This is a genomic window from Chloroflexota bacterium (assembly GCA_020850535.1).
Taxonomy (GTDB): domain Bacteria; phylum Chloroflexota; class UBA6077; order UBA6077; family JACCZL01; genus JADZEM01.
Map to the genome: position 1 here is coordinate 1 of JADZEM010000187.1, position 19,706 is coordinate 19,706.

The 19,706-nt window shown below is 67.2% G+C and carries 12 protein-coding genes; 10 read left to right on the forward strand and 2 right to left on the reverse strand.

Annotation, left to right across the window (positions count from 1 at the left end; translation table 11 throughout):
* The first annotated feature begins 1,395 nt into the window (after nt 1-1,395).
* From IT306_26285 to IT306_26310, 6 genes are all read left to right on the forward strand, one after another.
* Complete coding sequence (locus IT306_26285; GenBank protein ID MCC7371952.1) at nt 1,396-4,221, forward strand: ATP-binding protein; 2,826 nt, start codon at nt 1,396-1,398, stop codon at nt 4,219-4,221.
* 82 nt (nt 4,222-4,303) lie between these two features.
* Nucleotides 4,304-7,222: a tetratricopeptide repeat protein gene (locus IT306_26290; protein ID MCC7371953.1), complete on the forward strand. Its 2,919-nt coding sequence runs from the start codon at nt 4,304-4,306 to the stop codon at nt 7,220-7,222.
* A 331-nt stretch (nt 7,223-7,553) separates the two neighbouring features.
* Nucleotides 7,554-7,841 (forward strand): cupin domain-containing protein, encoded by a 288-nt coding sequence (locus tag IT306_26295; GenBank protein MCC7371954.1) that lies wholly within the window; start codon nt 7,554-7,556, stop codon nt 7,839-7,841.
* Between the two features lie 101 nt (nt 7,842-7,942).
* Complete coding sequence (locus tag IT306_26300) at nt 7,943-8,098, forward strand: hypothetical protein (GenBank protein MCC7371955.1); 156 nt, start codon at nt 7,943-7,945, stop codon at nt 8,096-8,098.
* Entirely contained in the window at nt 8,091-8,912 is an 822-nt protein-coding gene (locus IT306_26305) for a methyltransferase domain-containing protein (protein MCC7371956.1), read from the forward strand. The genes IT306_26300 and IT306_26305 overlap by 8 nt, the downstream gene beginning before the upstream one ends.
* Nucleotides 8,913-9,059: 147 nt before the next feature.
* Nucleotides 9,060-9,860 (forward strand): aminoglycoside 6-adenylyltransferase, encoded by an 801-nt coding sequence (locus IT306_26310; protein ID MCC7371957.1) that lies wholly within the window; start codon nt 9,060-9,062, stop codon nt 9,858-9,860.
* Between the two features lie 214 nt (nt 9,861-10,074).
* Here IT306_26310 and IT306_26315 read toward each other — a convergent pair whose 3' ends face one another.
* A complete protein-coding gene (locus IT306_26315) occupies nt 10,075-10,755 on the reverse strand; it encodes a type IV toxin-antitoxin system AbiEi family antitoxin domain-containing protein (protein MCC7371958.1) in 681 nt (226 codons plus the stop codon).
* 167 nt (nt 10,756-10,922) lie between these two features.
* Here IT306_26315 and IT306_26320 point away from each other — a divergent pair, with 167 nt between their 5' ends.
* From IT306_26320 to IT306_26335, 4 genes are all read left to right on the forward strand, one after another.
* Nucleotides 10,923-11,573, forward strand: coding sequence for a type IV toxin-antitoxin system AbiEi family antitoxin domain-containing protein (locus tag IT306_26320; protein ID MCC7371959.1), 651 nt, complete (start codon nt 10,923-10,925; stop codon nt 11,571-11,573).
* Nucleotides 11,574-11,665: 92 nt separating this feature from the next.
* Entirely contained in the window at nt 11,666-12,511 is an 846-nt protein-coding gene (locus tag IT306_26325) for a nucleotidyl transferase AbiEii/AbiGii toxin family protein (protein MCC7371960.1), read from the forward strand.
* Nucleotides 12,512-13,928: 1,417 nt separating this feature from the next.
* Entirely contained in the window at nt 13,929-14,330 is a 402-nt protein-coding gene (locus tag IT306_26330; protein ID MCC7371961.1) for an acyltransferase, read from the forward strand.
* 15 nt (nt 14,331-14,345) lie between these two features.
* Nucleotides 14,346-16,664 carry an HAD family hydrolase gene (locus IT306_26335; GenBank protein MCC7371962.1) on the forward strand — a complete coding sequence of 773 codons (2,319 nt, stop codon included), beginning with the start codon at nt 14,346-14,348 and terminating at the stop codon, nt 16,662-16,664.
* Nucleotides 16,665-16,987: 323 nt separating this feature from the next.
* On the opposite strand, the gene IT306_26340 is transcribed toward IT306_26335, so the two are convergent.
* A complete protein-coding gene (locus tag IT306_26340; protein ID MCC7371963.1) occupies nt 16,988-19,534 on the reverse strand; it encodes an XRE family transcriptional regulator in 2,547 nt (848 codons plus the stop codon).
* Between the last annotated feature and the right edge of the window lie 172 nt (nt 19,535-19,706).

Here is a 19,706-nt window from a genome sequence, read left to right on the forward strand (position 1 = left end):
GGCAACCAGCTCCTCCCAGGTCGCTTCATGGATCCCGGACGGCAGCAGTCCGGTCGATGGCTCGAACGGAGGAATCATAGCACCACAACATCCATGTTGGGGCAGGTTACCCGCCGCTGCGGGGGCATCGCCAGGGGACGACGGCGCCACGCTCGCGGGTGGTCGGTCGCGCGGCCTGATCGCGTCGGATCGCGCTCCCGTGATGTGGCGGTGTGGGCCGTCCAGTAGCGTAGACGGCCACATTCGGTGGGGAGCTTCCCGACGTCCCGCCCGTCGATCAGGTCGCCCGCGCGGCTGGCGAACCGGTGGTGGGCGAAGCGGCGGTCGTCGCTCGAGGCCCGCCTGACGAGCCGCTATGTAAGTTTCTGGGCCCTTACTTACATAGCGCGCCTTGCTATGCAAGCCGGCTTACATAGCAACAAGCGGTCACTCTTCGGTGAGCCAGACTGATGCATCCGCTGCACGAGTACCTGGCGCGCGAGCTCGCCGAGTGCCCGGACAGCCGGCGGATCGTCGTGCTCTACGACTCGCACCGGCGCTGGTACCATTCTGCAACCGCGAGCTGCCGCCGGCCGACGAAACCCACGTCGGCGCCTCCCCTCTTCTCCGGACGGGAGAGGATGTCGACGAAGGTCCTGAGCGATGTCGTTCCGCAGAACGATATTCGCGCTCCGCAGGAGCTTGCGAGTCGAAGGATAATCGCGCCGCGCAGCGGCTGGCGTGGGGGCTTCCCTGCCGGTCGTGCGCGTCGGCCGGGATGTCGCGCGATTGGCCCGCATCGACCGCGCGCTGCCGTCCAGCCGCTTGCCGGGGTGCCGCACCCGGATCCGCTGGTCGTTTGCTCATCGGGGTCACACGGGTTCGGACCGCCTCACGGCTCCCGGGGCTGGGCGGCGACGTCTTCGACCGTCCTCTCCGTAGGGTCGCCTGCGACGCCCTGCGCCAGCGTTATACCGATGGTCAGATCGAAGACTGGCGCAACCATGCGGTCGTGACCTACCACGACGCCGTGGCGTTTCTCTGCCAGGGTGAAAAGGGTGACGGTGCGTCGTCCGGATTGCGCAGTACGGCTCGCGGCCGGGCCGGTGTGGAGCCGTGGCCGGACCCTGGGGCCGTCCTCGGGCCCACCACTACGGCGCTTCCGGACGACTCTTGAGAAGTAACCCTCCCGTAGCCGCCAGGTAGCTCGCTCGTAGCCGGCAAGTGGCTCTCGCGAAACCGGCCCTGCGTAGGCTGGTCTCGGCACATCATGCCGATCCTGGTCAGCGAGGAGCACGTCCATGCAGATCTCGTTCACGAGCAGTCTCACAACTCACGGTCATGCCGTGTTCCCGTTCGCCTTCTTCCGCTTCCTCGACTGGCATGGGGGGAGGCTGAACGGTCAACAGCCGGAGATTGCTGATCGAGCGTCGCTCAGGTCGGCACGCCGCGCCGCCTCTTCGCCACCCTCGCCATTCCGCACCTCGGGAGGCCGCGTCCATGCTCATCTCCATTAGGCGTAGTTCGGCTCCAGCGTCTCCTCCGGAGTTGGTCGAGATTGTCACGCCACGCACTAACGCGGCGGTCATCACGCCGGCCGAGAACCTCCTGGCCGCGATCTCGCTCGCCGAGCCATTCGGCCTTGAGATCACCGCCACCTCGGATGCCCGTCGCTTTATGGCTCGCGCCGGCACCGTCGCAATGCGACAACACCTCGAAGACCAGCTCGGAGTCGCCTACCCGCAGTCCGAGCTTCGCCGCCTCGACGTCAATCAGCATCCCGGTCTGGATCCGGCCTGGTGCCGACCGGACGAGTGCGTCGTGGCCCGCACCCTCGTCCTGCGCGGCCCCGAGTACCTGCCGCTCCGTACCTTCCGAGACAGCGACGTGGCAGCCGATCGCGCCGCTCAGGCCGACCCGATCCTCGGGATCCTCGGGGCACTCAGCGACCTGCCGCGGGGCTGGCGATCGCTGTGCCAGCTCGTGCTCGCACCGGCTCAGGACGACTGGTGCAAGGAGTACCTGCGACTCACCGTCGAGCATCCACTGGCATCCGAGCGCGCCAATGCCCAGGCAGACACATCACTCACGCCAGTCTACATGTTGGCGGCGGCCCTGGTCGCCGGCTGCGTGGCATACCAGGCGTACCAGTGGTACAGCGCGCGCCAGTGGCTGCAACTGACGCTTCTGGTGGGCGGCGTCGGCGCGGGGATCGTGGCGGTAATGCTGCTCGTACGACGATTCATGAGGCGAACCATCTACGACATGCGCCTCGTTCAGGAGAAGGTCAGCCGCATCGCCTACCGGACCGAGATCCGTCTGGCCGTCTTTGCGCCGGTCGACACCCCGGCAGCGGCGATGGACGAGCGCCTGGACCGGCTGGCGAGAGCGTATCGCCAGTTCAACCTGGCCGCCGGCAACGGTCTGACGCCGCGGCGCCTCCGCAGGGATCCGCTCGACCTTCGCGCGCTTCGACCGCTGGCCTCGGCCAGGTCGACGCCGATTCTGAACACCCGTGAGCTGGCCGGTCTCTGGCATCTGCCGCAGGCCCAGGCCGATGTCCCGCTACTCGAGCGGACCGGCGCTCGGCGACGTATGCCCCGGCCGTTCTCGGTGACGCACGGCTGCCGGATCGGCGTCTCGGCCCACCAGGGGCGCTCCGTACCGGTCGCGCTGCCCGACGAACTGCTCCGCCGGCACCTGCTGCTGGTCGCTAAGACGCGTCGCGGGAAGTCGTCGCTCCTGCTCCGCATCGCGAGCTACCTGATGGAGTCCGTTTCCGACGATGGTCGTCCGCCGGCGCTCGTCGTCGTCGACCCGCATCGTGATCTTGCCCACGCGGTGCTCGGCCTGGTGCCTGCACAGCGACGGCCCGACGTCGTCTATCTCGACGTGTCCGAGGAAGGCCGCCCCTTCGGCCTGAACCTGCTCGACGTGGGGCTGGGGTGGACCCGCGACAAGGCCGTCTCGAATGCGTTGACGATCTTCCGGCGCGAGTTCGACCAGTTCTGGGGCCCGAGGATGGAGGACGCCTTCCGATACGCGTTGCTCACCCTGTTCGAGGTGAATCAGGCGATGAATGCCGAAAGCCCCGTCGGTCGCGAACGTCAGCACACCGTTCTACAGGTGCCGACGCTCCTCGCGGATGCGGCCTTTCGGCGAAGCGTGCTCGACCTCGTCTCCGATCCCGTCATCCGAGGCTGGTGGTCGGGGTACTTCGACCGCCTCGAACGTCGCTTGCAGGGCGAGATCATTAATCCCGTGCAGACCAAAGTCTCGCGATTCGCCGGCCAACGAGCTGCGCGCGCCATCGTTGGGCAGGCGAGATCCACGATCGATCCGTCCGGCTGGTTGTCGTCCGGAGCGATCGTCGTCGTGAACACGTCCAAGGGGACAGTCGGCGAGGACACAGCTGCCCTGATCGGCGGCACGCTGATCAACCTCGTCGGCCTGCTGGTCGGCGAGCAAGCCCGGCTCCCCGAGAAACGTCGCCGGCCGGTGACCCTCATCGTCGACGAACTGCAGACAATGCCGGGCGCCGACTATGAAGCGATCCTCTCCGAGCTGTCGAAGTACGGTGCCAACCTGGTCCTGGCCACCCAGAGCCTGGCCCGCCTCGAGACGCTCAATCGCGACCAGGGACGCACCCTGCGATCGACGGTGTTCGCCAACCTCGACGGCCTGTTCGCGTTCCACACCAGCGCCGAGGACGCCGCGTACCTGGTGCGCGAGCTGGGCGACGAGATAGACGAGCACGATCTGGTCGAGCTCGGCGAGCACCAGTGCTACGCCAAGCTCTCGGCCGGTGGCGAGCGCCTGCCGACATTCTCGGTGTCGCTCGATCCACCGCCGGCTGGCGACCCGAGCGTCCGCGATGCACTCGCTGCGGCGTCGGCGGCTCGGTATGGACGTGACGCGGCCGCCGTCGATGCAGATCTGCGGTCAGCCCTGGACAGGATCGAAGAAGCGATCGGGGGCGGACCGTCGACGGGTGGCTCGGCGCCCGCGGGTGACAGCCGAGGCGATCCGGCCCGACTTCCCGACGAGCCGACGGCTAACGCCAACAGGCCGGAGAAGGCGCCGAAGGGGAAGGATCGCAGCAAGCATCGTCGCGGCAAGCCCACGACGACTGATTCGTCTCAGGTGCAATCCCGCGATCGGGGGCAGGAGTCAGTGCCACCCGAAGCTCCCATCTTCGTCGAGGAGGAACTGCCCCCGCACCCGCCCCGCCACGTCGTTTGACAGCGAGCGCCATGCTCGGAGTACCCTGCTAACACAACAGGTTCGCGCCCCCTGGTGATGCTCGTTTCGATGGGGTTTATGGATGGCCGCCCTCCCTTCGGGGATCGTCACCTTCCTGTTCACGGACATCGAGGGCAGCACCCGGCTCTTCGCAACCTGGCCGGAGTCCTATCGGGCCGTCCTGGCCCGCCACAACTCCCTGGTCGAGGGCGCCATCGCAGGCCGGGGAGGCATTGTCTTTCGCCGTGCCGGCGACTCCTACTGCGCAGCGTTCACCAGCCCGACGGCGGCGGTGCTCGCGGCGCTCGGGGCGCAGCGCGCCTTGCGCCGGGAGTCGTGGGACCAGCTCGGGGCCATGCTCGTCCGAATGGGAATTACCACCGGAGAAGTCGAGCATCAGGATGACCAGTATTTCGGCCTGGCCCTGCATCGCTGTGCCCGGCTGACGGACAGTGCGCACGGCGGCCAGGTCGTCATCTCGGCGGCGACGGCGGCGCTGGTGGCCGATACGCTGCCGGAGGGCGCCCTGCTCACCGACCTTGGGGAGCATCGCCTGCGCGACCTCGACCGACCGGAGCGGGTCTTCCAGCTCACCGTGGCCGACCTGCCGGCCGACTTCCCGCCACTGCGCACGCTGACGGCAATCCCGAACAACCTGCCGGCCCAGGCGACGGAGCTCGTCGGGCGAGAGCAGCTGCTCCGGGCGACCCGGACGGCGTTGCTCCGTCCGAGTACCCGTCTGGTCACGCTGACCGGATCGGGCGGGGCCGGCAAGACCCGTCTGGCGATCGAGCTCGCCGCCCAGCTTCTCGACAGCTTTGTCGATGGGGTCCGGTTCGTGCCGCTGGCCTCGGTCACGGATCCTGAGCAGGTGCTCCCCGCCATCGCACGCGTGATCGACGTTCGGGAAGCGGCCGATCGCCCGGTCATCGCCTCCCTCACGGACGCCCTGCGCCAGCAGCAGCTCCTGCTGGTCCTGGACAACTTCGAGCACGTCACCGGAGCGGCAGCCGGGATCGCGACGCTGCTCAGCACGGCGCACAGCGTGAAGGTGCTGGTCACCAGTCGTGCCCCGTTGCGCCTCTATGGCGAACGCACCGTCACGGTGCCTCCGCTGACCTTGCCCGACCGGCGCGACTCGCCGACGAGCGCGCACCTCGTGCAGTTCGAGGCAGTCCGTCTCTTTGTGGACCGCGCGCAGGAGGCCCGGTCTGACTTCGCCCTGAGCGATGAGAACGCGGGTGACGTCGCCGAGATCTGCCACCGCCTCGATGGGCTGCCGCTGGCGCTGGAGCTGGCCGCCGCCCGGATCCGCTCGATGCCGCCACGGACCATGATCCAGCGCATGGAGCGGCGGCTCCCACTGCTGATCGGCGGCGCTCGCGACCGGCCGGCCCGGCAGCGGACCCTCCGCGATACGATCACCTGGAGTTACGACCTTCTGGAGCCTGCCGAGCAGGCGATGTTCCGGCGGCTGGCAGTCTTCCGTGGGTTCTCGCTCGAGGCGGCCGAGACGGTGTGTGGCGATGACGGCCGGTCCGGGGAGGCATCGGTTGCGACGGCGCCTCTCGGTATGGACGTCCTCGATACGATCGAGTCGCTGGTCGAGAAGAGCCTGCTTCGCCAGGACGAAGGCATCGATGGCCAGCCGTGGTACGTCATGCTCGAGACGGTCCGCGAGTTTGCGCTCGAACGGCTCGACGAAAGCGGCGAAGACGGCCCGATCCGCTGTCGTCAAGCCAAGGCCGCGATTGACCTGGCGGGGCATGCCGCGTCGATGCTGGTGGGGCCGGAGCAAGCACGTTGGTTCGGCCGACTGGAGCAGGAGCACGACAACCTGCGGGTCGCGCTGCGGTGGAGCCGGGAGCACGGTTGTGTCGTGCCTGCCCTGCGTCTGGGCGCGGTGCTGGGCGCGCTCTGGCTGGTGCGAGGCTACCTGAGAGAAGGGCGCGAGCAGCTCACCGAGGTGCTCACGCTCGCCGGGACGGCCGACCATCCCGCGCTGCGGGCGGACGTCCTGGGAAAGCTTGGCTGGATCCTGCTCGATCTGGGGGACAATCGCGCCGCGAGCGCCGTGCTGGACGAGGCTCTCAGCATCCAGCGCCGCCTCGGCGACGAACGCGCACTGGCCGAGACCCTCGAGAGCCTGGGTTGGAGCGCAAGCGCCGAGGAAGACTACGCCACGGCGCACGCCTGCTTCGCGGAGAGCCTGAACATCGCGAGGCGGCTGGACAATCGACGCAGCATCTCGCATGCCCTAAATGGTCTGGGCTGGATCGCGACGGCCCAGGGTCACCACGCGAAGGCGTGCGCCCTGCTCGACGAAGCCCTGGCCGGCTTTCGAGCCCTGGCGGACGAGCGCGGCATCGCCGATTGTCTGGGGCATCTGGGGTGGGCGCTGAAGGCCCGGGGCGAGACCCGCGAGGCGCGCTGCCTGCTCCGAGAAAGTCTCGGCATCGCCTGGGACCTGCGGGACCGGACCCTCTTCGCTGTGGCGCTGGATAAGTGCGCGACGTTGCTGCTGGCGGAGGACGATGCACGGGGCGCGGCATGCCTGCTGGCAGCGGCCGAGGCCCAGCGCGAGATTGTCGGTGTGCGACTCTCCCCGAGCGTTCTCGCCGAGGTAGAAACCGGGCTCGCGTCCATCCGCGCGCGCCTCGGCGATCAGGCATTCGCCGAGGCCTGGGCACACGGGAGTGCCATGTCCCCGGAGCAGGCAATCGCCTATGCATCGGACGAGCGCGAAGCCGAGACGTCGGCACCATCGAGCATCGATGAGACGGCCACGTCCGCACGCGACGCCGCTTCACCGCTCACGCACCGGGAGCAGGAGGTGGCCGTGCTGATATCCCAGGGGCTGACGAATCGACAAATAGCCGAGCGGCTCGTCATCACCGAAGGGACAGCAGCGAATCACGTGTACCACATCCTCGCCAAGCTGGAGCTCAAGTCACGAGCGCAGGTCGCTGCCTGGGCAGTGGAGCACCGGCTGATCTCGTAGCCAGCGCGCGTCGTCAGCGGGCCCCGGGGCAGCATGGCATTGCCGATCCGCGCGTTGCCATGTGTACCCACGGGCCGGAATGTGCACCCCGCCCGCTCCGAATGTGCAGCCGGATGTGCGGATCTGCAGACGCGCAGTCAGCAGACTGCCACTACGATCGTGGCACGGACTGATGATGATCGTGACGGAACGCCGCATCCCGAGTGCATTCGCGATCAGGTCAGGGATACACCCACCAACGAAGGAGGAGACGATGCGTGCAACGAACGGTGAGTTACCGGTCCTGCTCGAAGCCGGCGACGCCTCCGTCCGAGGGGCGGACTGGGGAGGGATGCGAGTCGTGCTCATCTCGGTCCCGGCCGGGACCGACTTCGGGCCGCTGTTGAAGGGACTCCCGAACGACCGCTGCCCGTGCCCGCACTGGGGGTACGTCCTGAAGGGACAGCTCCGGGTCGAGACGGACGGTCAGGAGGAAGTGCTCCGGGCCGGCGACACCTACTACATGGCCCCCGGCCACCTGGCATTTGCTGATGAGGACACCGAGTTCCTCGAGGTCGCGCCGTCAGACCTCCATGGGCAGGCAATGGAGGCCGTGCGACGAAACGCCGGGGTCGCCTGACTCGCTCGTCCCACCACCATCAGAACCCGTCCACCTGGCCAGGCTTCATCATGTCGAGCTACTGGCACCCGGCACGGAACCCGATGCGGAGGTGAACAGCGATGGCTTGCGACCGCCACCCGTTCGACGCCGACCGGCTCCTGGAGGGCTTCGGGGCGGCGGTCGAGCTCTTCGATCTCGCGCCTTCCGATGAGTACCAGAAGGTTCTTGCGGTCGTGCGACGGAGCACGGCGCCGGAGGAGGGCGCGAGTGAGTGATTCGCCGCGACAGGAAGCGTACACCCACGGTCACAGCGAGCGGATTCTCCGGTACCTGAGCCAGCGCACGGCCGAACGCGATGCCGACCTGCTCCTCCCTCATCTGCGGCCCGGCATGCGGATCCTGGACTTCGGATGCGGGCCCGGCTCGATTACGCTGGGTCTGGCCTCTGCCGTCGCACCCGGTGAGGCCGTGGGTGTCGACATCGAGCCGTCAACCCTCGATCATGCCCGCGCACTAGCCGAGGAGCGCGGGGTGCAGAACGTTCGCTTCCAGGTCGCCAGCGTCTACGAGTTGCCCTTTCCAGACGGCTCGTTCGATGCCGCCTTCAGCAGGTCTGTGATCGAGCACCTGGCGGATCCGCTCGGGGCGCTGCGGGAGGTACGGCGCGTCCTGCGTCCGGGTGGCGTCCTGGCCGTCGACGATGGCGACTACGGCGGCTTCATCTTTACGCCCCCCGATCCGCTGGTCAAGGAGGCCATGGACCTGTACCTCCGCGTCTTACAGCAGAACGGGGGGAACTCCTGGCGGGGACGGGAGCTACGAGGGATGCTCCGGACTGCGGGTTTCAGCTGCGTCGTGGCATCTGCGGGGGTGACCGAGGTCCAGGGAACTCCCGAGGACACACGCGCCTGGGGCGAATTTGTGGCTGGCCTGCTCATGCGCCCGTCGTTCATCGAACAGGTGACCCAACTCGGGTGGGCCAATCAATCACACCTTGAGGAGATGGCCGACGCGTTCCGGGCCTGGGGCGAGCATCCCGACGCTTTCTGGGTCGTCGTGCTCTGCAAGGCGGTCGGCTGGGCCGAATAGGATCAACGGCTCCGCGCGGCATTGTCACCAAGGTGCGCGGTGATCGCTATCGATTCATCTGAGCCCTGAGAGCACTCGGATCCCGGGGATGGCCAGCCGCAAGCGCGCCGTCCTCTCCACAAGAATCCTACGGTGGAGCCAGACGTCATGCCCCTGCCTCACCGGTATCAGGTCGTCGTGGACCGCTTCGTCGCCGTCTGTCGCGAAGATCCACGCGTGATAGCCGCGTTCCTCGGCGGGTCCTATGCACGGGGCATGGCTGACCCGCATTCTGACCTGGATCTCGCCGTGCTCGTCACCGACGAGGATTACGACGACTTTGTAGGCGGGCGTGACGCGTTCGTCCGGAGGCTCGGCGAGCCGTTGTTCCTCGAGGACTTCGACTCGGCGGGTGTGGTGTTCTTCATCCTCTCCGATGGCTCGGAGTGCGAATTGGCGTTCGGTCGCGGAAGCGACCGGGGTCACCTCTATGCTGGGCCTGCCCAGGTCCTCCTCGACAAGAAGGGCATCCTGACCGAGGCGCCTGCCCCCGCGTGGCCGGCGGAGGCGCCAGACGACCAGGTCGAGGCGTTGCGTCGGCTCATCTACTGGTTCTGGCACGACCTGTCACACTTCATCACCGCGATGAGCCGGGGGCACCTCTGGTGGGCGCGCGGCCAGCTCGACGTCCTGCGCCGGGTCTGTGTGGATCTGCTCCGGCTGCAGCAGGACTTTTCGCGGCGGCCGGAGGCCTATGACAAAGTGGATCTCGCGGTTCCCGCGGAGCGGTTGGCGCCGCTCCAGGACACCTATTGCCCACTGGCGTATGAGCCGATGCTCCAGGCCAACCGCGTGATTCTGCACGTCTTTCTGGACCTGGCTCCGACGCTCGCTCGGCGTCACAACATCCGGTACCCGGCCGAGCTCGAGCGGCTGATGATCGACCGGCTAGACCAGCTGGAACACTGAATGCTCCCGCCACCATCACCCCAGGTTCGTGGCTTCAGCCCTTGCCGTTGACCCTGATGCTGCCACGCTGTTTGACGCTTCATCTTGTCGAGTCTGGTGGCTCTCGGCTGATACGCGCCGTCGCAGATTGGGGCCGAATGGGCCGACGATGTCCTCCTCCGCTGGTGGATCGTGCCCTGTGACAGTTCAGACGCACTGCCGTGGCGCTGATGCATCACGCCGGCGCCTCGATCTGGTGCCGAGCCACGGCCTGCTCAACGAGCGACGAAACGCGGTGCTCCCGTTCTCGTGCTCTGGCTCGCAGGCGAAGTGCGTCGAGCCAGCCTCGGCGTAGCGCTTGCCCGATGGCCATCTCGATCTGTTCGGGTTGGGTACCGGCGTCGGCCGCGTCGAGGATGGTTCGCTCGGGCGATGTGACGCGGATACCCTCGTTACTCCGCACCTCGCCGTCGTCCCACGGGCGCGTCGTCGTGTGGACGATCACACCCGGTGGTGGGCGGCGCGCGAGCGAGCGACGTGCACGCGGAATGGTCACATGAACGGCTTCGGGGACGACATCGCTGAGGTCCCAGAGGTCGAGTGCGCTCTCATGTGAGACGACAGCCTCATCCTTCCCGACGGCGAGCCAGGCTGCCACAACGTTCTCGCGGGGCGAGAACGGAAAGTCGCGGAAGCGGTACACACCACGGTGCACTCGCCGAAAATTCCCCTGCTTGACATGGTACGTCAGCATGTCGGGCGCATAGCCGCACCGGGCGGCCTGTGCCGTGGTGAAGTATCCATGCTGCTCACTTGCAAGGTCGACGAGCTCAGCACGGTTCGGATGCCGACGGATCGTGTCTCCCAAAGCTTGGATTTCCTCCAAGGAATTGAAGACATCATGCCGTACCAGCATCCCAGAACGTTGGGTGCCCGAGGGCGGTGGAGTCGTTCCACGGACGGCCTGGGTATCTCCCTTCCGCTGCCTCGCGAATCACGACCCGACGCGATCCATTGCGGTGCCATCGAGACTTTGACGTCGAGTGACTCCATGCTCGGGATAAAGCCCGACAAAACCTCGGGATGTTTAAGGAAGTCCCGAGGATTTGTTATGATCGACGCACTGTGAAACGGGCCGAAGCCGCTCAAGCCAGGCTGAGACGGGCCATGCGCGGCCGCGTCTTCAAGGCGCGCGAGGCGACAACAGTCGGGGTCCCGCGCCAGGCAGTGTACGACCTCTGGCACCGCGGCCAGCTCATCCGAGTGGGCCGCGGTCTGTTTGCGCTCGACGGCCTCGACCTGGGTACCCATCAAACCCTGGCGGAAGCGGCGACCCAGGTGCCGAACGGCATCGTTTGCCTGCTGTCGGCGCTCGCGTTCCACGAGCTCACGACGCAGAACCCGCACGCGGTCTGGATGGCGATCCCGGAGAAGGCGTGGAAGCCGCGTGTCGATGACCTCCCACTCCATTTCGTTCGGTTCTCGGGAGCGGCCTACCACGAGGGAATCGAGGAGCATCAGGTAGGGCATGTCGTCGTTCGCGTCTACGGGCCGGCCAAGACCGTGGCGGACTGCTTCAAGTACCGCAACAAGATCGGCCTCGACGTCGCCCTCGAGGCGTTGCAGGACTACTGGCGCCAACGCCGTGGCTCGATCGATGAGCTGCTCCGGTATGCCCGAATCTGCCGCGTCGCCAACGTCATGCGCCCGTACCTGGAAGCGGTGACCCAGTGAATGGCAGGGCGCCGAAGAATCTCGTGGCGTCGGTCCGAGACCGGCTCCGCACCCTCGCTCGACAGCAGCGCGAGGACTACAACTTCACGCTGATGCGCTACGCCAATGAACGGTTCCTCTATCGCCTGGGCCAATCGCCACATCGGGGCGACTTCGTCCTCAAGGGAGCCATGCTGCTCCCGCTCTGGGGCGCGGAGAACTATCGGCCCACCCGCGACATCGACCTGCTCGGATTCGGCGATCCAGCCATGGAGCGAGTCAGTCGCATCTTCGGCGAGGTCGCTGGGCTCCCGGTTGAGCCCGACGGCATGACCTACGACGCGGACCAGGTGACTACCGATCCAATCCGAGGTCAGGAATACGGCGGGGTCCGAGTCCGCATTCCAGGTGCGTTGGGCAACATCCGGCTGCCCATCCAGATCGACGTCGGCTTCGGCGACGCAATCACGCCGCCAGCGATCGAGGCCGAGTACCCAACCTTGCTGGATCTGCCCGCCCCGGTGCTGCGTATGTACCCAGTTGAAACCGTGATAGCGGAAAAGTTCGAGGCCGTCGTCCGCTTCGCCCTGGCGAATACGCGGCTGAAGGACTTCTATGATCTGTGGAGCGTCGCACAGACCCGATCCGTCGATGGTGCAACACTCGTCGAGGCACTGACCAACACGTTCCTCCGCAGGGGCACGCCGGTGCCCACGTCGCTCCCAACAGGCTTGAGCCCGGACTTCTTCGAGGATGCGGCCAGGCAGCGCCAATGGACCGGATTCCTCAGGCGGGTCGCGCCTGCTGGGCCGTCGGTCGAGCTCCGCCTCGTGGCCGAACGACTCGCGCTCTTCCTCATGCCGCCCGCGATCGTGGCAGCAACGGGTGGCACTCCACCGGGCCGCTGGGATCCCGATGTGGGCTGGCATGAAGCCCATGGGGCTTCCGGCCTCCGCTGAGGCTGAAGCCTCCACCACTAACCCGCGCCTTTCCAGGTAACGCAGAGCAACTCGGGCAGGGCCCACTGGGAAAAAGCCATCGGTGGAACCTCGTTCTTCATCACGTGCCTGGTCGCACATATCGAAGATCCCGCCAATGGCTGCCTACATCGGAGCGCCTCATTGCGGTCCTACAATCCTCGCCATTCCCAGGAAAGCCTATGGTTTGAAGGCCAGACCAAAGGACTGCGACCAGGGGACTGCGGGACGGAAACGGGCGGTCCGGACCAAGAATTTGGCCAAAAGCCCCGAATCCCCCAGTCGCGACGTCAGATCTCTTTTAAGCCCAAGGTTCAGGGTTCGAATCCCTGCGCCCTCACCTACAGATCGCATGTCTCGGTCGTCTCCACCCGCATGAGAGTCTACGGAACGATGTCGGGCTGCCCGAGGTCGCCAGACGAGGTGCGCGACACATTTGGCCGTCCGCGATCATCGCCTCCTGCTGCTGCTGCGTCGAACGGACTCCCGCCTCAGTTCATGTCGCCTCTGGGCAACCGTTCAACCTGCATGACCCTCCTCAATGCGTCCTGATCCGATTTGTAACGAACTTGGGGTTTCTAGACGCATACGCTGGACGACGATGCCAGTGCAGCGTGGGCGAGCGCCACGCACCGCGGGTCCCCACGAATCGTGAAATCGTCGCCTCTGGTGTGGCTACGACCCGGGACTGCCCACGACTCGTTTTCTGGAGCCACGCGTTATCCTTCAGGAGAGTCCACGATGTGGCGACTACATCTGCCAGGAGCAGCCGCTGATGCTATCGCTGACAAGCAGCCAGATCGAGCGCCGCGCACGCGGCCTGCTAGCAGTTGCGCTCGGTCTGCCCGCGGCCAGACTCACTGGCGACCTCCGTCAGGATCGTTTCTCGGAGTGGACATCCCTCAATCACCTCTCGCTGATGCTGGCAATCGAAGACGAGTTCGGCGTCACCCTGACGGCCAGCGAGATGACGGCGATGACCTCACTGGAGCGCATCGTCGAGGTCGTTCTGCGGCGTGCCGGCGGCTCCGACGTCAACGCCTTCGGCGTCGACGCGAGCCTCGCAGGCTTCGAGGCGCAATTCGGCCTGACCGACGCTGCGCCTCCTCTAGCACAGGCGGCAGCGTCATCCACCATTCCGGACAATAGCTCACCGCATCCTTCGAAAAGTACCGTAGGGCCACATCGCGCCCCTGCGTCCAACGGCGGTCCCGCCCACACCGACGACAGGAGCCCGGCCGGCCCTGCACGCGTATTGCGCGCCATCCGGCGCTCGCCGGGCGACTCGCTAAAGAAGAGCAGAGAGTTGCTCAACGCGCGCTGGCAGCTTCGTTCTTGCCAATCCGTAGGCCGCTATACCCGTGTTGTCGGCAGCCTGCGCGTCAACAACTGGGGGACGATGATCGTCGGCAGCCGCGTCATCTTCCTCGCAGACCATGTGCGCTCACTCTTCACGACGTTTGAGGGCGGCCGGCTCGTCATCGGCGACAACACGACCATCAACTACGGTGTTGATATCGCCGCGACCGGCTCTATCACCATCGGCGAGAACGTGATGATCGGGACGCACGTCAGCATCCTGGACAACGACTTCCACGAACTCGAAGCGCGCGACACAATGCCACAGCCACGACCGGTTACCATCGCGGACCACGTCTGGATCGGCAATCGCGCCATCATCATGCCGGGCGTCACCATCGGGGAGGGCGCCGCGGTTGGGGCTGGCAGCGTTGTCATAGCGGATGTACCACCGCGCACGCTGGCTATGGGCAATCCGGCCCGAATCGTCAAGCAGTTCTGAGTGTCGGGGGACACCGTGCATCGGGATCTCGTAGATGACCTGAACGGCCTGATCCAGGTCCACGCCTCGGACGACGCGACCGGCGGCCTGCTCACCGAAGTCGGCGTCGCGGCGGCATCCGCATTGATCGCTCGCGGCCAGCGTGGGGATCTTGAACGGGCCGCTGCCACACTCGCCGCTGCCGCCCGACACGCCCGATCAACGGACCACCGCAGGTCAGTGGCCCTCGCGCTGCTTGGCCTCGCCGACACTCAGATCGGCGTCGTAGACCCGATCAGCCCAAGCGAGCGTATCGAGCGAACCCTCCAGCTTGCCGCCGCGCTGGCGCCGGCGGAAGCGCTGCCCGCCCTGGCTGGGTACGTTGAGCGCGCAGGTCGGATGTCCGAGGCCGTCGAGATCTGGCAGCGGCTCCTCACTTTGCCGGAGCCGCATACGACCTCTCAGTTTCTCCAACTGGCCCACCTCCAGGAGCAGGCCGGCGACCTTGCGGGCGCGCTCGCTACCTATCTGCGCCTGCTCGACGCTGTGCCCGCGCACTCCGACATGATGCTCGTAGGACAGCGTATCGACGCCCTTGTCCCGCGGCTCCCGGCGCCCTCAACAGCCGAGCAGATCAGCATCGCGCTTCTCGGCAACGCGTCGATGGAACAGCTCCGCGCACATCTGGTCGTCGAATGTGTTCGGGCAGGCCTACGACCCGCGGTCTACGAGGCCGGATTCGACCAGTACACCCACACGCTCCTCAGCCCACAAAGCGATCTGTACGCATTCGCCCCGGACGTGACGGTCCTCGCGATCCACGCGAGTCGTCTGTTGCCGGGCATCCACGATGACCCGCTCACGCTTTCCGTCGCTGAGCGGCGGGCCGAGATCGACGCAGCGGTCGGGACGGTGCGCGGCCTTCTCGACGCCTTCTCAGAGCGCTGCGCCGGCCTGCTGCTGCTGCACACGCTGGTCGCGCCACGCCACCCGGTCCTCGGCATCCTGGACTGGCGTGACGATCTGGGGCAGACGGCTGCGATCCACGAAGTCAACGGACGCCTTGCGCAGCTCGTCCGCGACCACTATCCGAACGTCCACCTTGTCGATGAGGACCGGGTTCAAGCGGGCCGCGGCAAGGACACGGCCACTGACGCCCGACTCTGGTACGCCGCGCGAATGCCGTGGTCGGCGGCAGTTCTGACTGGTCTGGCCCAGGAGTACCTCCGCTACATCCGGCCGCTCAAAGGTCTGAGTCGCAAGTGCGTCGTGCTCGACCTGGACAACACCCTCTGGGGCGGAATCATCGGTGAGGATGGTCTGAGCGGCATTCAGCTTGGGTCGGATGCCCCAGGCAATGCGTTTGTGGCGCTGCAACGCGAGCTGGAACGGCTCTGGCGGCGTGGGATCTTGCTCGCAGTGTGCAGCAAGAACAACGAGGATGAGGCCTGGGCTGTCTTCGACCAGCACCCGGACATGGTGCTGAAGCGGTCACACTTCGCCGCCGCACGAATCAACTGGCGACCAAAGTCCGAGAACCTGCGCAGCCTTGCCGACGAGCTGAATCTCGGTTTGAACAGCTTTGTCTTCCTGGACGACAACCCACGCGAGTGCGAAGAGGTTCACGGGGCGCTGCCCCAGGTGTTGACCGTCTGCCTCCCGCCGGATCCAGCGCTGTACCGCGAGACGCTCCTCCGCCTGAACGTCTTCGACACACTCAGTCTGACCCAGGAAGACCTCGATCGCAACCGCCTGTACGCCGAGCGCCGTCAGCGACAGGAACTTCAGGCCGCGGCCGGCGACGCCGCTTCGATGGAGGGCTATCTCGCCAGTCTCGGCATCATCGCGGAGATCGCGCCCGCCGAGGCCTTGTCGATCCCGCGTGTCGCCCAGCTCACGAACAAGACGAACCAGTTCAACGTGACGACCCGCCGCTACAGCGAAGCCCAGATCGTCGGAGTGGTCGAGCGCGGCTGGCCGGTCTATGCCCTGCGCGTGCGTGACCGATTCGGCGACGAGGGATTGGTCGGCGTGGCGATCCTCGCGCCGGGGGACGCAGGCGTTTGGGAGATCGACACCCTGCTGATGAGCTGTCGCGTGATTGGGCGAGGCGTAGAGACGGCGTTGCTGGCGCACATTGCCGCCGCCGCCCGCCAGGCTGGAGCGTCCCGACTCGTTGGACGTTTCCTGCCGACCGGCCGGAACGGCCTGGTGAGCCACCTGTTCGAGCAGCACGGTTTCGCCCTTGCCGAGCGGGGGAGCGCCGGCGCCGAGCGCTGGGAGTTGGACATTACGACACAGCAGATCGCGGTCCCGGCCTGGATCGATCTGCGAACCCCCGCCCCCACGCTGTAGCTCGGCACGGCTCCCGTTCACGCTGTCAAGCGGCCGACGCGGCACTCGTTGTGCACGCGGCCTGCCCGAAGGCGACTACCCTGGCCCCGAGATATCTCACTGGCGGGCTGAGCCTCGTGCGCGTCACTCGCACCGTGCCATTTTCGCCGCTGTTCACGGTTCGCTGAGGCCAGCTTGCTCGTGAAACCGGGATGTAGCTGAAAGCCGCATGAGTGCCCACAGCCGATGTGTGGAGGCTGGCCTCCTCGCGACCGTGGGTGGTGACGATCGATGGGCCGGGGTTCGAATCCCCGCGCGCTCACCCGCCGCCGCCCTGACGAGCGTCAGCAGGCCACCCCGGCGGTCGCGGCCTCGTCGGCGACCGCCAACGCTTCGACCATCACCTGATGGATCGCCAACGCACGCCCCGCCTCGCGGTTCACGTCGAGTGTTGACGGGTCCAGGTGCGTGCGAATGACCGCGAGCACCTCGTCCCGCGTGACGCGATTCACCGGGGCCAGCGTCGCCCCGAGGGCTTCTGCGACGGCCTCAACGCCGCCAAGGAGCCGGGCCGACCGGTCCGGCTGCCCGGTGAGCGCAGCCACCAGGGCCAGCGTGGTCAGGCTCGGGAGCAGGTACGCCCGGTCGCCCACCGCCCACATCGCTTCCAGGCCGGCCTTGAGCGCTACCGCCGACCGCTCCCGTTCGCCCAGCCGCAGCAGGGCGATACCGAGGTAGGTCTCGGCGACAGCGCCAAACCGGATGTCGCCCAGCGCACGGAACTGCCGGACGCTTTCCTCGAGCACCGTCGCGGCCTGAGCGAAGTCCGACTGGTCTCGCGTGGCGGTGCCTCGATTGCCAAGGCATCGGCCCAGGTTGCACTTCGCCCAGGCGACGCCCCAGGCGTCACCCAGCAGCTCGTGCATCGCCATCCCATCGTCGAGCAGGAGATGAGCCGCGTCGAACGCCCCCTGGGCGCCGCGCGCCGCCCCCAGCCAGGTGATCGCAGCGGCGACGCCGGGAAGATCGTCAACCCCGCGCGCCGCATCAAGGCTCGCCCGCAGCTGCGTCGCGGCAGCCTCAAGATCGACTTGCCAGAACGCCAGGCGTCCAGCTCCGAGCAGGAGTCGGGCTCGCAAGTCGCCTGACAGTCGGCCGGCCATCGACATTGCGACACTGAACCAGTGCCGTCCCTCGCTCAGCGCTCCCCACACCTCCCACCATGGCGCCAGGGCGATGGCCAGGCGCGCAAGACGCGTCGCATCGCCGTGCCCGGCGGCCCAATGCAGTGCGACCCGGAGATTGTCCTGGTCGGCTGCGAGACGGCTCAGCCACCCGACCTGCGCTGGCCCGCGCAATGCTGGCGCAGCCCGCTCCGCGAGCGCGAGGTACCAGTTCGCGTGGCGCGCGCGCACGGTTTCGCCATCGTCGCGGTGCGCGACGAGCTCGCCTGCATACTGGCGTATGGGTTCCAACAATCGATAGCGCGTGGTCGCGGGCAGCCGTTCTACGACCACGAGCGACTTGTCGACAAGCCTCCCGAGCGTGGCGAGCGTGTCGAACGGCGGGCTGCCATACTCAGGCCGCGGCGCCTCGTGCGCGGTCGGAGAAGCCACCGTTCTGGACACGTCGCCGCGAACAACAGCCTCGGCGGCCTCCAGGTCGCAGCCGCCCGCGAACACGGCCAGCCGGCCAAAGACCACCTGGTCTGACGGCTCGAGCAGGTCGTAGCTCCAGTCCAGCGTGGCGCGCATCGTCCGCTGGCGGGCCGGGCCGGCCCGCGCACCGCCCACCAGCAGCCGGAAACAGTCGTCCAGGCGCGCGTCGAGCTGCTCGACAGCGAGTACCCCCACACGGGCCGCCGCCAGTTCGATGGCGAGCGGGATGCCGTCCAACCGCCGGCAAATGCTGGTGACGGCCACGGCGTTCTCGGGCGTGAGAGCGAAGCCCGGCTCGGCGGCTCGCGCCCGCTCCACGAACAATCTGACGGACGGATAGTCCGCCAGGACGTCGGGCGGGGCTGACCGCTCCGGGGTCTGGAGCGGCTCAACCCGCCACCGCCGCTCCCCGGCCACGCGCAGCGGCTCGCGGCTCGTCGCAAGCATCACCAGCGAGGGGCAGGCCGTCAGCAAGCGCTCTGCCAGCGTTGCACACGCGTCTATCAGGTGCTCGCAATTGTCCAGCAGCAGCAGCAGGCGCTTCCGACGCAGAACCCCTCGCAGCGCATCGAGCAGCCGCGTGCCCAGCGCTTCACGCACCCCGAGCGCCGCCGCAACCTCCACCGAGACCAGCGAGGGGTCGGCAATCGGACCCAGTTCCACCAGCCAGACGCCGTCGGCGAACAAGTCCGACAACGCCGCTGCCGCGTGAATCGCCAGCAGGGTCTTGCCGGACCCCCCGACGCCGGTCAGCGTCACCAGCCGCTCGTGTGCCGTCCCGATCAACCCTCGAATCGCCACGAGGTCGGCCTCGCGCCCAAGCAGGCTGCTGAGCGGTCGAGGCAGATTGCCTTGAGATGATCCGGGCAACGCCACCAGCCCGCGATGCTGCCGAGCGGCAGCAAGCTCGGCCGGCGGACCGAGCGCGCTCTCGGCTGGGCCGACGTCCGCGAGCGCCCCATCGGACGCCATGCGTCGGCGACGACCGATGCGCCGTGGTGCTGGCGCCGCGGCGGCATCGAACTGGGTGCGCCGCTCCGGCGAGAGCTCCAACGCGTCGGCCAGTTGTCGCGCCGTGTCGGTCCGAGGCCGTGCGCCGTCTGCCTCGAAGGACTGAATGCTGCGGACGCTGACACTCGACCGCTCGGCCAGGGCTTCCTGAGTCAGGCCGAGCGCCAGTCGGCACGCGCGGAGGAGTCCCCCGAAGGACTCGACCTCGCTCGCCTTGTGCATGTCCAGATCCCTCAGCCAGTGATCGAGCCCCGTTCGAGTCATACCAGGATCGTGCCGGACCCGCAACTTCAGGCGATATCGGTGAATCGGCGGGTAACTCCGCGGGTTAGTCCGCGCCTCTGCGTGGTGCATCGCCCGGATCGGCCGTACGGTGAATGCGTGGAGACCGTCG